Source organism: Cohnella hongkongensis (assembly GCF_042654645.1).
GTDB classification, from domain to species: Bacteria; Bacillota; Bacilli; order Paenibacillales; family Paenibacillaceae; genus Cohnella; species Cohnella hongkongensis.
The window spans coordinates 162764-176864 of the sequence record NZ_JBHSEP010000003.1 but is presented as its reverse complement, the minus strand read 5'-3'; the positions used below and the strand labels follow the sequence as shown (position 1 = coordinate 176864).

Below are 14101 nucleotides of genomic sequence, written 5' to 3'. Positions count from 1 at the left end.
ATGCCTCGTCTGTTGGGAACGAGCATTATGTTAAGGGAATACCGCAGGGAAGATCTTCCCTGGATTCGCCAGTGGGTGAACGATCCGGACATCGTCGTTCACCTGTCCGACATTTTTCTGTACCCGCATGCGGAGCAATCGACGGAAAGCTATGTGGAGTCCATGCTGGAGGGCCGTTCGGACAGCAAAGGCTTCGTCATCGCCGATCTGGCCACGGAAGCTTACATCGGACAGATCAGTCTGGACGCGATCGATTGGAAAAACCGCGTCGGCAAAATCGGCATCGTCATCGGCTCTCAGGAGCATATGGGCCGCGGCTTCGGCACGGAGGCGATGAAGCTGCTCGTCGACTTCGCGTTTCGGGAGATGAATCTGAATCGGCTGGAGCTCGAGGTGTACGATTTTAACGAGCGGGCTATTCGAAGCTACCTTAGCTGCGGGTTCGTCCAGGAAGGAAGACTGAGGGAGCGCCAGTACAAAAAAGGCCGCTATTGGGACGTCATTCAGATGGGATTGCTCAAGTCCGATTGGAAAAAGGGGACGGACAGGCCATGAATCCGCAGCTTCGGCCCATCGCGCGTTCGCCGCTGAGGCTTAAGGCCGGCAAATGGTATTATACGGTTCGCCGCTATGGGGAATGGATGTTCGGAGGGGTCAGGTTCGCCAAGAAAAGAAGCCCGGATCCGCTGCCGTTCATCGTCGCGAAGCACCGGACCCCGCTCATCCGGAAGCTCGCCGACGCCGACATGCAGCTGCAGATCAACAAGGTCGCGAACTTGAAAACGGCCTTGCCCCGGCTGCACGGGCTGCTGCTGCATCCGGGAGAGACGCTGTCCTACTGGCGTTCGATCGGCAGGCCGACGCGGCGCAAAGGTTACGTGGACGGCATGATTCTGTTCTGCGGCCAGGTGAGGTCGGGGTTGGCGGGCGGCTTGTGCCAGCTGTCCAACCTGATTTACTGGATGACGCTCCATACGGAGCTTACCGTGACGGAGAGACATCGGCACAGCTACGACGTTTTCCCCGACGATCGGCGGACTCAGCCTTTCGGGAGCGGCGCTACTTGCTCTTATAACTATTTGGACTTGCGGATCGCGAACCGCACGTCGTCGACCTATCAGCTTCAGTTAAGCCTGGACGGGGAATATTTGTACGGGGCATGGCATGCGGAGAGGCCCGAGCGTTACCGCTACGAGGTGCGTGAGCGGAACCACCGCATTACGCTGGAGTCTTGGGGCGGCTACGTCCGGCACAACGAGCTTTACCGCGACGTTTATACGGCCGACGGGGAATGGCTGATGGAGGAAGACATCGCCGAGAACCATGCGCTGATGATGTACTCGCCGCTGCTTCGCGAGCCTTCGGGCGGAGCCCCGGATGCGGCGGAGTGAGTTCGGGGCGGCCGCGTGCGGCGCGGGAGCTTTGAACATTTCGCCGAGGAAGCGACGGAACGAAGCTGGCCAAAACCAAGAGAGGCCGCGCCCGAAACGATGAAAACGCAGGAAAGTGGGAACAAGCTTGTCATTTGATTCAATCTTGCAGCGGTATTTCCCCGACGAACGCTGGGACGTCGAGCAGGGTCACTCCGGCTGGAACAATACGACCCGTTTCGTGCGAGCGGACGGGCGCAGATGGGTGCTCAGAATTTACGAGACGCACAAGGACGAGGAGAAAATCCGCTTCGAGCATCGGCTGTTAAAGAAACTTAATGAGGTTAATCTTTCGTTTCGGGTACCGAGGCCGATTGCGTCCGGCGACGGAAGCACGATCGTGCGGCTGGAGGACGGGACGGAGCGTCTGGCCTGTCTGTTTGCCTATATCGAGGGAGAGAGGCCGGCGGAGGGAGAGGTCGCCGCGGCGGAAAGCTTGGGCGGCGCGACCGGGGAGCTGGTGCATGCCTTGGCCGCTCTGGAATTGCCCGGAGCGCCCGCCTACGCCCCATACTACGAGATGGAGTCGTCATACGCTTGGTGCACGCCGGTCAAGGTGGCAGAATTTTGCGAGGAGCCGCCTGCGGAGCTGCGGGAAGAAGCGGCCGCGCTGAGGCTGATCGGGGAGGAGTTGACCGCTTTCCGCGCGTATTTGCCGCGTTTTCGTTCGCTTCCTCATCAACTGATCCACGGGGATATCAACTTCTCCAACTGTCTCACCAGGGAGGACGGCGCGGGAGCGATCGGGGCGATTCTCGACTTCGAGTTTTGCACGCGGGATCTTCGGGCGATGGAGATCGCCGTCGTCGTCTCCGGATTTTTGGACGCGCACAACGGCCCGGAGCTGATCGAGGCGTTTCTGCGCGGCGCGGGAAGGCGGCTGCGTCTAAGCCGGGAAGAAGCGGAGGCGATTCCGGGCTTAATCCGGCTGCGGACTCTTGACGTGTTTTTACACTTCCTGAATCGTTATTTCGACGGCGTCGACGGCATGGGAACGCTTCGGGAGCAGACGGCTTCGGCAGCGCGAAATTTGTTGAAGCTAAGCGAGGAGAGCGAACGGTTGGCGAGTAAAGTCGAGAAGTATTTAATGTCGTAAATTGTTGCTCGTCAGGAAGGAGGAGGAACCGTCATGTATCTGGTTACTGCGGCAGAGATGCGGAAGATCGACCGCTGCGCGATCGATGCGATCGGCATTCCCGCCATCGCGCTGATGGAGAACGCGGGAAGAGCCGTGGCGGATGAGGTCGAGAGACTGCAGGCGGGGGCGGGAAAAACGGCGCAAGCGCATGCGGGCATTCCCGGCGTCCGACAGCCGAGGTGGCTCGTTCTGGCCGGCAAAGGAAACAACGGCGGAGATGGACTCGTCTGCGCGAGACATCTGGCCGACCGGGGCTTCGAGGTTCGGATCGTATACGCGGTGCCGAGAGACTCGCTGACCGGAGAGGCGGCGCTGCAGCGGGACATCGCGTCTCGCATCGGACTGCCTCAAGAGGAGTATTCGCCCGGCTCGATCGATTGGACGCGGTGGGACGGCGTCGTCGACGCGCTGTTGGGCACGGGAACGGCAGGCGCTCCGCGCGAGCCGATGGCTTCTCTGATCCGGGAGGCGAACGGCAGCGGTCGGCCGATCGTGGCGATCGACGTGCCGAGCGGAATCGACTCCGATACGGGAGAGACCGCGGAGCCTTGCATACGGGCCTGCGTGACGGTTGCGCTTGCCCTGCCTAAAGTCGGCCTGCTCGCTTATCCCGGAGCGGACGCGGCGGGTGAGGTAGTCGTGCGGCCGATCGGCATTCCGGAGGCGGCTATGAAATCGGAGAAAGTGCGCACCTTCGTACTCGATAAGGCGTCTCTTGCCGTCCGTTGGGGGATTGCGCTGCCGCTTGCAAGGAAAGCGAATTCGCACAAAGGCACATACGGCCATACGTTCGTCGTCGCCGGTTCTCGCGGCATGAGCGGAGCCGGGCTGCTGTGCGCCAAAGCGGCGCTTCGGGCCGGCTGCGGACTGGTCAGCAGGGCGGTGCCGAGTGCGTTGGTCGGTTCGCTGACGGGCCACCTACCCGAAGCGATGCTTGTCGGCGTTGCCGACGGCGGGCTTGGGGAGTGGCGCGGAACGAGCGGCAAGGAGGTGGCGGCGAACGCGTCGGGCAAGCAAGCTGTCGTTGTCGGCCCGGGCCTCGGCCGCTGGGCGGGAGACGCGCTGTGGCTGCGGGAGCTGTGGAGCGGTGTGGCCGCACCGCTTGTTCTCGACGCGGACGCGTTGAACATGGCAGCCGAGGCGGTCTCCTCCGGAGAGTTCGCGTCATGGGGCCCTCGACAGGGCGAAACGATCGTAACGCCGCATCCGGGGGAAATGGCGAGACTGTGCGGAGTGTCCGTTCCGGAGATCGAACGAGATCGGCTCGGGGCGGCGCGTCGTCTTGCGGAACGATACGGCGTCCACGTTGTGCTGAAGGGAGCGCGCACCGTCGTCGCCTCCCCGCGCGGAGACGCGTGGGTAAACACGACGGGCAACGCCGGCATGGCGACCGGCGGCTCGGGCGACGTGCTCGCGGGCATGATCGGCAGCTTGCTCGCCCAAGGATTCGCAGCCGAGAAGGCCGCGGCGATCGGCGTCTACTGGCATGGAGCGGCCGGCGATCTCGCCGCCGCGAACCGCAGCTCGCTCGGTTCCCTCGTTGCCGGCGATATCGTCGAAGCGCTGTAGTGACGGAGCTAGCTTTTGCTCGCTCCGTCCGACGCTCTTGCGAGCTGCAGCCAAATAGATTTACATTTCTAGAAAAATAGATATACTAGGCTTATGGAAACTTTATCGATCATCAAGGCGCTGTCGAACGAGACGAGAATTCGCATACTGGAGTGGCTGAAAGAGCCTGAACGGCATTTTGGCCCGCAAAGCCATATGCCTGCGGACTGCGATTTTCAAGGGGGGGTATGCGTAGGATCAATCGCGGATAAAGCAGGACTCGCTCAATCGGTCATATCGGGCTACCTTGTAAAGATGCAGCAGGCGGGCTTGCTGGAGTCCAGAAGACATTGCCAATGGACGTATTACCGCCGCAATGAAGAGGGGATCCGCCAATTTATCGAACGGCTTCAAGCCAGTCTCTAGGCTGCGGCTTTTCCGCCTTGGCGTATATCTAAATTTATGTATATACAGATTCATTACATTGGAGGTTGTGGAGTGAGCAAAGAAACCTATAGCGCGCAGCAGCGTGCGTCCGAAACGTTGTTTAAGCCGTTCGCGTCGGAGAAGCTTCAATTGTCTAATCGGATCGTCATGGCACCGATGACTCGGAGCCGTTCCCCGGGAGGAGTGCCGGGACCGGACGTGGCGGCTTATTACCGGCGCAGGGCGGAGAACGGAGTCGGGCTGATCGTCACCGAAGGCACGATCATCGATCATCCGGCGGGGACGGGAGACCCTAACATCCCGTTGTTCCACGGCGACGCGTCGTTGAAAGGCTGGGCGAAGGTCGTCTCCGAGGTGCACGAGGCAGGCGGCAAAATCGTGCCGCAGCTCTGGCATGTCGGCATGACGCGCCAAAACGGCTCGCTCCCGAACCCGGAAGCGCCTTCGGTCGGCCCCTCGGGTCTTACTCTAGCGGGAGAGAAGACGAACGAGCCGCTGTCTGTGGAGGAGATCGAATCGATCGTGGAAGCGTTCGGTCGGGCCGCCGGGGAAGCCAAGCGCCTCGGTTTCGACGGCATCGAGCTGCATGGCGCGCACGGCTATCTGATCGACCAGTTTTTCTGGGAGCAGACAAATCGCAGGGACGATCCATACGGAGGCGATATCGTCTCCCGCACGAAGTTCGCGGCCGATATCGTCAGAGCAAGCAGACGCGCGGCGGGCGAGGACTATCCGATTCTTTTGCGTATTTCCCAATGGAAGTCGGGGTTTTACGATGCGAAGCTGGCGAAGACGCCGGAGGAGCTGGAGCGATTTCTCGCGCCTCTTGTCGACGCCGGCGTCGATATTTTCCACTGTTCGACGCGCCGCTTCTGGGAACCGGAATTTCCGGGATCTGACTTGAATCTTGCAGGATGGGTGAAGAAATTGACCGGCAAACCGACGATCACGGTCGGCTCCGTCGGCCTGGACGTCGAATTCAACGGAGCGTTCCGCGGGCAAAACTCGGACGTAGCCGACATCGGCCAGCTCATCGATCGGTTGGAGCAAGAGGAATTCGACCTCGTCGCCGTCGGCCGCTCGCTGCTGGCCGATCCGCTCTGGGCCGCGAAAATTCGCGACGGCCGTTTCGACGAGCTGCAGACGTTCAAGGCGGAATCCCTCCGGACGCTGTATTAAGCCTGGACGGAATTCCTAGGCCAACACGCGCGGAAAATCGACTCATCCATCATGGGCTGGACACGAGCGGCAGAGCGCATCGGGAAGCGAAACGCTTCGCTGGGACCGCGTTAAATGGTCGCCGTCTGCCGGCTTCGGGAGCGGAGATACGCCAATCCGCACGCGATCGAGGCGAGAACGACGACGGCCAACCCCCAGTAGATGTTGGAGAAGGCGCGGGGGAGCGTATACGTCTTCTGCCAGCCGAGGGCGCTCGCCGTCAAGGCCACGCCGAAAGCCCCGCTGAAAAACTGCAGCAGCTGGAACAGCCCCATGCCTGAGCCGATCTGCTTAGGCTCCAATATTCTGGACATCTCGTTGGAAATGCTGCTCGTCAGGAACGTAAAACCGACGCTGAGAACCATATAGGCGAGCAGGATGGCGACGTATCCCGATCCGACGAACACGGCGAACAGGACGACGGACAGCAGCATGACGAAGGGAACATAGCGGATAATCGCGTCGTTGCCCTTCGAATCGATGAAGCTGCCGACTTTCCTCGAGACGAGCATCGACAGCAGCGACCCTGGAAAAATGACCATCCCCGCTCCGATAGCGCTTAGTTCGTAATGGGGCACGAGAATTTGGGGGAGCAGGTACAGCGTCGAGAAGCTGCACAAGTAGCCGACGATGCCAACGGCTCCAAGCATCAGATAAGTGCGGTTGCGGAACAGTGCCGGAGCTACGAACGGCTCTGCCGCCGTTCTGATGCGCACGACGAAGAGCAGCAGCGACGCCGCTCCGGCCGCTAGCGCGATCCAGGACGAGCTGGTCAGGAAGAGCAGCAGCCCGGTCGTCCCGATTGCGGCGAAAGCGGCTCCCGGAACGTCGAAGGAGCCCTGCTCCGGCTTCTCCGCCGGAATGAGCGCCGCGAAGAAAGGAACGAGCAGCAGCGTGATCGCGGTGACGACGAACAGGTAGTGCCAGCCCAAGTACTCGACGATCGCGCCGCCCGCGACCGGACCGAGACCGAGGCCGAGCGAAGCCGCCGACATGATGGCGGCCATCGCTTTGCCTCTGCGTTCGATCGGCACGTACCGCGCGATCAGAACGAGCGACAGCGCCGGTACCGCACCGGCTCCGGAGGCTTGCACCAGACGCACGAGCAGCAGCGACAGGAAGCTGTCGCTGAAGTAACCGGCCACGGCCGCCAGGCTCAGCGACAAAATGCCGATCAGAAACAATCTTCTAAGAGGAATGAAATCGGAAAGCCTGCTGTACGTAATCGAGGAAATCGCGAACACGATGGAGTAGCCCGTCACGATCCATGAAGTCGAAGAGGGAGAGAGACGGAAGTCCGCGGCAACATCGGGAAGGGCGAGATTAAACATCATCGTATTCATGATGACGAGAACGACCGTTAGACCGAGAATTAAAGTCACGACGCCTTCTCTCATCGCAGGTCGCTCCGGCCGGCCGCCGGGCAAAGCTTGTCGCGGATTGGACATGTCGGGTTCTCTCCATTTCTATAGTTCGATTGTAATCGAATATTAGAAATATAGCACGGCATATGGTAAAATGCAATAAAGAGCTTGCGAAGGGGAGGCATGACAAACGATGAAGCCGCTGTACCATCCGGATAACGCTGACATCCAGCTTTCCTCGGTGCTCTATGCCTTGAGCGATCCCGTGCGCCTATATATCGTCTCCGGACTGCACAAGGCCGGAGAGCTGGCCTGCGGGAGCATCGACGTTCCCGTGGTCAAGTCCACGTTCTCGCATCACTCGCGCACGCTTCGGGAAGCGGGCCTGATCCGGGTTCGCGTGAAGGGGACGCAGAGATTGCTCTCGCTGCGGACGGAAGACCTGGAGGAGAGATTTCCGGGGTTGCTGGCGTCGGTATTGGATGCGTATGACAACTCGGGAGACAAAGCTGCGCTCGCTCCTGAAGAGTAATCGGCCATCAGCGTCAAGACCGCGAGCATCGCGGTCTTATTCCGCGTTCCACGGCGTAAAAATCCATTAAAAGAAAAAAGGAATAGGGAGGGGTCGCGCAGAAAGTTATGGTGAGTAATTAATAACGTTAAATAGAAGGGAGTGGCCGCTATGTTTCATTACCGCAACGCCACAGACGCGGATTTCCCGGTGATCGCATCTTTTCCGCTAAACGAAGACGAGGCTTTCTACATGTATCCGAAAGCGACTTATCCGTTGACTGCGGAACAGCTTCGCGCGGCCGCCGCCGACCGAAGCTGCCCGACCGTCGTTACCGATTCGGACGTCGTCATCGCATACGGCAATCTGTACGAGGTGAGCGACGGTGAAGATTGCTGGATCGGCAACGTCATCGTTCGTCCGTCATGCAGAGGCTCGGGGGCGGCCGGCTATTTGATCCAGACGCTGATCAATCGGGCGGCCGAGGAGCATGGCGTCAAGACGGTTCGGCTAATCTGTCATAACACGAATACGCGCGCGCTGTTATTCTACGCCGGCCTGGGATTCACGCCCTACGAGGTCCGTCTGCAGGAAGGCTCGCGCAAGCTCGCGGGAATCCGGATGAGCATGCCGGTCGAGGGGCAGGTGACGATATGAAGCGGACGCTGATGATCAGCGACATTCACGGCTGTCTGGAGCCGTTCGAGCGCTTGTTGGAGGAGACCCGCTACGATCCCGGACAGGATCGGCTTGTTCTGCTGGGCGATTACGTGGACAGAGGCCCGAGGAGCAGGGACGTCGTCGACAAAGTGATGGAACTGGTCGAACGTCACGGGGCGGTAGCGTTGAGAGGGAATCACGATCAGAGGCTGGTCGACTTGATTCGTACGAACGATTCGCTCGTGCGATCGAAGTTTATGGAGCATGGCGGCAAGCGGACGATTTTCAGCTACTGCGGACTGGGCCGGGACGAAATGAACGGGGACACCCTAAGCGAAGCGGTCTCCTATATCAAACGCAACTACGGGCATCATATCGATTTTCTGAGCAAACTGCCTCTTTATTACGAGGACGATCGGCATATTTGCGTTCACGCCGGACTGAATCCCGCATATCCGAATTGGAAGGATCAGCCTGTCCGCGATTTCATGTACATTAAGAAGGAGTTTTTCCGGTTTCGAACGAAGGTCGACAGGACGGTCGTGTTCGGGCATACGAGAGCCGAGGAGATCCACGGCGCGCCCGAAGTGTGGTTCCATGAAGACAAGATCGCGATTGACGGCGGATGCGCTTACGGGGCGCAGCTCAACTGCCTCATCTATGAAGAAGGCGCGTACTCTACGCTCGCGATAAGAAATCGTTCGTCATCTCTCTGATCGTATAAATCGGTGAACGCATGGCCGGTTCTGCCGTACACGCGGCAATCTCCGGGCAGCAGTCGGACGATCGCGGCCGTAGGCGTTGATCTGTCGTCGCTTGCGTGTTAAGATGGGCTTGCTATGCGATTGGCGATTTTATCCAGCTCGAAGAGGGTGAACGGATGGAAGTCCGGGAATTTGAATTATCGGCGATAACGCCGCTGCTGAGAATCTTCGACGCAGCGAAGGCGAAGGAGTTTTACGTCGGTTACTTGGGGTTCCGTCTGGACTGGGAGCATCGCCACGAGCCCGACATGCCGCTGTATGCGCAAGTGTCGCTGGGGCGCTGTGCGCTGCATCTGACGGAGCATCACGGAGACGGTACGCCGGGCTCGGCGATGCGCATCGAGACGGCAAAGCTGGCCGAATACCACCGGTATTTGACCGCGAAACATTATGGCTACGCCAGGCCGGGATTGGAACAGGCTTTTGGCTGTCTGGAAGTGCGGGTCGTCGATCCGTTCGGCAACCGGCTTACGTTCTTCGAAAGGTTGGGCGGTCGGTCTCCCGAAACTTGACGGTGATAAGCCGATCGTCTGCCGTATAGAAGGAAAGGAGCGAGGGCTTGGAAACGTTCGGAAGGGGCTGTCTTTATTTGATCGGCTTTGTCGTGCTGGTGATGATTCTGGCGGCGATTACGCAAAGCACGATCCATATTCCGTGGTTTATTCTCATTCCGGTCATCATTTTGGCGTTCTGGATCGCAAGCAAGAAGAGCAGGAAGTAGGGCGTAAGCGAGCCTTGCTTCCTGCTCTCTTATTACTTGGGATGGATCATATGCTCCGGACGGACGATCTCGTCGAATTGCTGCTCCGTCAGCAGTCCGCTGCGCAGGGCGGCCTCCTTCAGCGTTAAGCCCTCCGCATGCGCGGTCTTGGCGATCGAAGCCGCGTTCTCGTAGCCGATGTGCGGATTCAGCGCCGTCACGAGCATAAGGGAACGTTCGAGATGTCCCTGAATGACGGGGATATTGGCCTCGATGCCGACGGCGCAGTTGTCGTTCCAGGAATGGATCGCGTCGGCCAGCAAGCGCGCCGATTGCAGGAAATTGTAGATGATGACCGGCTTGAACACGTTCAGCTCGAAGTTGCCTTGGCTTGCGGCAAAGCCGACCGTGACGTCGTTGCCCAGCACCTGGGCGACGACCATCGTCATCGCTTCCGATTGGGTCGGGTTCACCTTGCCCGGCATGATCGAGCTTCCCGGTTCGTTGGCCGGGATGGTGATTTCCCCGATGCCGCTGCGGGGGCCGCTGGCCAGCCAGCGAACGTCGTTGGCGATCTTCATCAGATCGGCGGCTAACGCCTTGAAAGCGCCGTGAACGTGGACCAGCTCGTCGTGGCTCGTCAGGGCGTGGAACTTGTTGTTCGAGGAACGGAACGGCTTGCCGCTTAACTCGCTCAGCTTCTCCGCCACTTTGTCCCCGAACTGTGGATGGGCGTTGATGCCGGTTCCGACGGCCGTTCCGCCGATCGCCAGGTCCCGCAAATATTCGGCGGAGTCCCGGATCATCCGCTCCGATTTGTCCAGCATCGCGACCCAGCCGCCGATCTCCTGGCCAAGCGTAAGGGGAGTGGCGTCCTGCAGATGCGTTCTGCCGATTTTGATCACGTCCGCGAACTGCTCGCTCTTGGCTTGCAGCGTCGACTTCAGCTTGCCGATCGCGGGCAGGACGAGATCCTCCACGGCGATAAGCGCGGCGACGTGCATTGCGGTCGGGAACGTGTCGTTGGAGCTTTGCGATTTGTTGACATCGTCGTTCGGGTGGATGCGCTGCTCGGAGCCGCGGTCGGCCAGCAATTGGTTGGCGCGGTTGGCGATCACCTCGTTGACGTTCATGTTCGACTGCGTGCCGCTGCCTGTCTGCCATACCCCGAGAGGGAAGTGCTCGTCCCAATCGCCGCGCGCGATTTCGTCCGCCGCGTCCACAATCGCCTGCGCCTTGTCGGCGTTCAGCTTGCCCAGCTCCGCATTGGCGAGAGCGGCGCCCTTCTTGAGAAGGGCGAACACGCGGACGAGCTCCAGCGGCATTTTCTCCGTGCCGATCCGGAAGTTGCTCAAGCTTCTTTGCGTCTGCGCGCCCCACAGCTTATCCGCAGGAACCTGCACCTCGCCGAGCGAGTCTTTTTCAATCCGGTAATCCATCTTCATGCACCTCGACTTCTTCAGAAATTGAGCAAGAACGACCACGGCCTCGACTGTAGCATCTAACTGATGGAAGCAAAATAATCATGACCGCTTTAGAGTTCCGGCGCTCTGATGTTAAAAGGGGAAAGTCGTCCCGCTTTAAGCTTCTTCCCTGCGCCGGTCGATCGCTTCGGCCATCGTCTTGTCGGTGAGATGGGCATAGATTTGCGTCGTCTCCGGGGAAGCGTGGCCAAGCTGTTCCTGGGTTTTGTACAGATCGTTGCTCAAATAATAGTCGGTGGCGAAGGAGTGTCTCAGCTTGTGCACGGACAAGTAGGGCTTGCCGAACCGTTTGGCGTACTTAAGCACCATCGCCTGGATCGCCCGCTTCGTCATGCGAGAGCCTTCCTTCTTGCCGTTGGCGATCGCCAGAAACATCGCCTTTTCCCGCTTGGGCGCTTTATACCTCGTATCCCGCTGGGCGACGTATTCCTCCAGATCGGGAATCGTATCCTGGCGAAAATAGACGGGCGTCTTGAACGTATCGTCGTTTTTCCCTTTGCGGTAGACGTAGACGAGCCGTTTCTTGATATCGACGTCGTCCACGTTCAAGTTGACGAGCTCCGACACGCGCAGGCCCGAATTGAGAATGAGGCTGACGATGCAGCAGTCTCGGACCCGGTTAAGCTCATGAGAGTAAACCGCCTGCTTGTTCGCGGCGACGTCGTGGGCGTAATCTTGTTTAATGTAATGAATGAATTCGACGATCTCCTGTTCCTGCAGCAGCTTGCCTTCCAGCTTGGCGGCGGTATCCTTCGGCTTATGCGTGCGTTTGACCGACACTTTCGCCATCACGTTGCGCTTCAGCAGCGGGTAGAAGTTATCGTCCTCGGCAATCTGGCTCAAATAATGAAACAACGATCGGAGGGAGGACAGCTTGCGGGAGATCGTCGTTTTCGTATTGGCATGATCCCGCTTCGTCGCCAGGTGCATCCGAAAATGATCGACGCTGTCCATATGCAGGCGCTCCAAATCCTCCAGCGGCACGTCCGCCATTTTCGACGCAGAGGTCAGCCCTTCCGCCATCAGCCAGGAGAGGAAAATCTCGTAGTCTCTGACGTATTCGAGCAGAGTGGAAGGGGAGAGATCGGGCAGCTTATAGTTGATGAACTTGTCGACGTACCAGGGCATGGCCGGAATGCGCCGCTCGAGCTCTTCGCGGTCTTTGCGTTTTTGCAGATTCATGCGCTCACCTCGTTAGGGATAATTTTACTGTAAACGGACGAAGGCCCGAATTCAAGAGCCGCAGGGCTTAGTTACACGATTCAGAACGGTTCTGAGGATGTCGAAGGACATGGCGCGCATGAAGCCCTTGGAAGGGCAGCGTGGAAGAGGCGGCGGGAGGTTTCGTTTTCCTTGGCCGCGGAACGGTCATTTCGCCTGGCTGCCGGATTTTGTTACAATGAAAGAGAGTTCGAAGTCGTCTTCGAAAGGAGAGACCGCATGCACGGACCGGTGTACGTCATCGTTTGGATCGTATTCGTCGCCCTGCCGATACTGGCCGGATTCAGGAGAAGATGGTGGCCGCTTGGCATCTATGCGACCGGCTGTCTGATCATGCTGCAGGCACAGCTGCGCCACACGGGGGAATGGGACGATCTGGGCGACTTTGCGACGATGCTCGTCATCGTATTTCCGCTTTATTTAATCGGTTCAATCGTATGGGGCATCCAAGCGGCATACGATCGTTTCCGGCCCAAGAAAAATATCGATCGACCTTAAAGGTGACATAACAAAATTAAAGTAAACCGAGGACATAGCCTTATGATTAATGCCATTAATTTGAATTCGAAGCTGGAAGGAAAGGAGGGGTTGAAGTGGCAATCGTACAAGTGACGATTGTGCCTCTGGGCACAGGCTCGCCAAGCGTGGGCGAATATGTCGCGGCCGTTCACCGGGTGCTGGAGCAGTCCGGAGACCGGATCCGCTATCAGCTGACGCCGATGAGCACGATCATCGAGGGAGAGCTGGACGAGCTGCTGACCGTCGTTCGCCGCATGCACGAGGTTCCGTTCGAGTGCGGAGCGGCGAGAGTGTCGACGACGCTGACGATCGACGACCGCAGGGACAAGCGGGGAACGATGGAGCAGAAGCTTCTCTCGGTGGAAGAGAAGCTTAAGCGGTAACGGAGGCGAACGCCGATCCGTATGCGGCCGCCGGATAATTCGGCTCGTAGCGGGACAGATAGCCGGCGATCGTCCCCCGGTAAATCTGCTCGCCCGAGAGCGACTGCTCGAAATCTCCGGGCGTAATGAAGCAGGCCGGCTTGTCGACGGGACGGCAGCCGCAGCGCTCCAATACGGAAGCGACGAAGTGCGAGCAGAAATAAGCGTTCTCCCTAGGAATTCTGCGCCGAAGCAGCACGCCGATCAGACCGAGCAGATGATACTTGTAGCGTTCGGGATTTTGCTTCATCTCGCCGATGAGACGGCGGGCCTGCTCGAAGCCTCGTTCTCCGACTCGGATCCGGTATACCGCGCAGCTCGCCTGGCCGTAGAACGGATGCTTGAAGTTTTCTTGAATAAAGCCGGCGAAGAACGGATTGCGAAGCTTCTTCCGTCCGAAGCTGTACACCTCGTTAAGCTCCGGATCAAAGGCGATCGAGGCGTGATTGAGCGGCGCTTTCGTAAACCACTTGATCGTCTCGCTGAACAGCGTTCCGGTGGCGGTCAAGACGATGTAGACCTCGTTTTGGTTCATCAGGGGCAACTCCTTCCGCACATTTCTTCTGTGTTCCATCTTATCGAATAGACCGCCTGTTCATAACGCACCCGAGTTGTGTTCGCACTCAAGACGTTGGTCCGAGCCCAACCCCGACTAAAGGCGGATTCGCGGCAAGG

Annotated in this window: 17 protein-coding genes; 13 read left to right on the top strand and 4 right to left on the bottom strand. The window is 59.0% G+C overall.

Features of this window, described 5'->3' with window-relative positions; genetic code table 11:
- From ACFO3S_RS06315 to ACFO3S_RS06290, 6 genes are all read left to right on the top strand, one after another.
- Nucleotides 1–555 carry a GNAT family N-acetyltransferase gene (locus ACFO3S_RS06315; protein WP_378093478.1) on the top strand — a complete coding sequence of 185 codons (555 nt, stop codon included), beginning with the start codon at nt 1–3 and terminating at the stop codon, nt 553–555.
- Nucleotides 552–1391 carry a VanW family protein gene (locus tag ACFO3S_RS06310; RefSeq protein WP_378093476.1) on the top strand — a complete coding sequence of 280 codons (840 nt, stop codon included), beginning with the start codon at nt 552–554 and terminating at the stop codon, nt 1389–1391. The genes ACFO3S_RS06315 and ACFO3S_RS06310 overlap by 4 nt, the downstream gene beginning before the upstream one ends.
- Nucleotides 1392–1518: 127 nt before the next feature.
- A complete protein-coding gene (locus ACFO3S_RS06305; protein ID WP_378093474.1) occupies nt 1519–2526 on the top strand; it encodes a phosphotransferase in 1008 nt (335 codons plus the stop codon).
- Between the two features lie 33 nt (nt 2527–2559).
- Nucleotides 2560–4137, top strand: a complete 1578-nt coding sequence (locus tag ACFO3S_RS06300) for an NAD(P)H-hydrate dehydratase (protein ID WP_378093472.1) — start codon at nt 2560–2562, stop codon at nt 4135–4137.
- A 93-nt stretch (nt 4138–4230) separates the two neighbouring features.
- Nucleotides 4231–4542 (top strand): ArsR/SmtB family transcription factor, encoded by a 312-nt coding sequence (locus tag ACFO3S_RS06295; RefSeq protein ID WP_378093470.1) that lies wholly within the window; start codon nt 4231–4233, stop codon nt 4540–4542.
- A gap of 72 nt (nt 4543–4614) precedes the next feature.
- A complete protein-coding gene (locus ACFO3S_RS06290; RefSeq protein WP_378093468.1) occupies nt 4615–5742 on the top strand; it encodes an NADH:flavin oxidoreductase in 1128 nt (375 codons plus the stop codon).
- A 110-nt stretch (nt 5743–5852) separates the two neighbouring features.
- Here ACFO3S_RS06290 and ACFO3S_RS06285 read toward each other — a convergent pair whose 3' ends face one another.
- Entirely contained in the window at nt 5853–7229 is a 1377-nt protein-coding gene (locus ACFO3S_RS06285; protein ID WP_378093466.1) for an MFS transporter, read from the bottom strand.
- Nucleotides 7230–7338: 109 nt separating this feature from the next.
- Between ACFO3S_RS06285 and ACFO3S_RS06280 the strand changes: the two genes are divergently transcribed.
- From ACFO3S_RS06280 to ACFO3S_RS06260, 5 genes are all read left to right on the top strand, one after another.
- Nucleotides 7339–7677, top strand: coding sequence for an ArsR/SmtB family transcription factor (locus ACFO3S_RS06280; RefSeq protein ID WP_378093464.1), 339 nt, complete (start codon nt 7339–7341; stop codon nt 7675–7677).
- Nucleotides 7678–7827: 150 nt separating this feature from the next.
- A complete protein-coding gene (locus tag ACFO3S_RS06275; RefSeq protein ID WP_378093462.1) occupies nt 7828–8313 on the top strand; it encodes a GNAT family N-acetyltransferase in 486 nt (161 codons plus the stop codon).
- Entirely contained in the window at nt 8310–9032 is a 723-nt protein-coding gene (locus ACFO3S_RS06270; protein ID WP_378093460.1) for a metallophosphoesterase family protein, read from the top strand. Before ACFO3S_RS06275 ends, ACFO3S_RS06270 begins: the two co-directional genes overlap by 4 nt.
- Before the next feature lie 164 nt (nt 9033–9196).
- On the top strand, nt 9197–9592 hold the full coding sequence (locus ACFO3S_RS06265; RefSeq protein ID WP_378093458.1) for a glyoxalase superfamily protein: 396 nt from the start codon (nt 9197–9199) through the stop codon (nt 9590–9592).
- Nucleotides 9593–9639: 47 nt separating this feature from the next.
- A complete protein-coding gene (locus ACFO3S_RS06260; RefSeq protein ID WP_378093456.1) occupies nt 9640–9801 on the top strand; it encodes a hypothetical protein in 162 nt (53 codons plus the stop codon).
- Between the two features lie 32 nt (nt 9802–9833).
- Here the strand turns inward: ACFO3S_RS06260 and fumC are convergent, their stop codons facing one another.
- The gene (gene fumC, locus ACFO3S_RS06255) at nt 9834–11219 is read right to left on the bottom strand and encodes a class II fumarate hydratase (RefSeq protein ID WP_378093910.1); all 1386 of its coding nucleotides are present in this window, start codon (nt 11217–11219) and stop codon (nt 9834–9836) included.
- Nucleotides 11220–11360: 141 nt separating this feature from the next.
- Nucleotides 11361–12446, bottom strand: coding sequence for a tyrosine recombinase XerS (gene xerS, locus ACFO3S_RS06250; protein WP_378093453.1), 1086 nt, complete (start codon nt 12444–12446; stop codon nt 11361–11363).
- Nucleotides 12447–12704: 258 nt separating this feature from the next.
- On the opposite strand from xerS, the gene ACFO3S_RS06245 reads away from it, so the two are divergent.
- Both ACFO3S_RS06245 and ACFO3S_RS06240 read left to right on the top strand, forming a co-directional pair.
- Nucleotides 12705–12983 (top strand): hypothetical protein, encoded by a 279-nt coding sequence (locus tag ACFO3S_RS06245; RefSeq protein WP_378093451.1) that lies wholly within the window; start codon nt 12705–12707, stop codon nt 12981–12983.
- 95 nt (nt 12984–13078) lie between these two features.
- Complete coding sequence (locus ACFO3S_RS06240; RefSeq protein WP_378093449.1) at nt 13079–13387, top strand: MTH1187 family thiamine-binding protein; 309 nt, start codon at nt 13079–13081, stop codon at nt 13385–13387.
- On the opposite strand, the gene ACFO3S_RS06235 is transcribed toward ACFO3S_RS06240, so the two are convergent.
- Nucleotides 13377–13961, bottom strand: a complete 585-nt coding sequence (locus ACFO3S_RS06235; RefSeq protein WP_378093447.1) for a hypothetical protein — start codon at nt 13959–13961, stop codon at nt 13377–13379. The genes ACFO3S_RS06240 and ACFO3S_RS06235 overlap by 11 nt on opposite strands.
- Nucleotides 13962–14101: the final 140 nt, after the last annotated feature.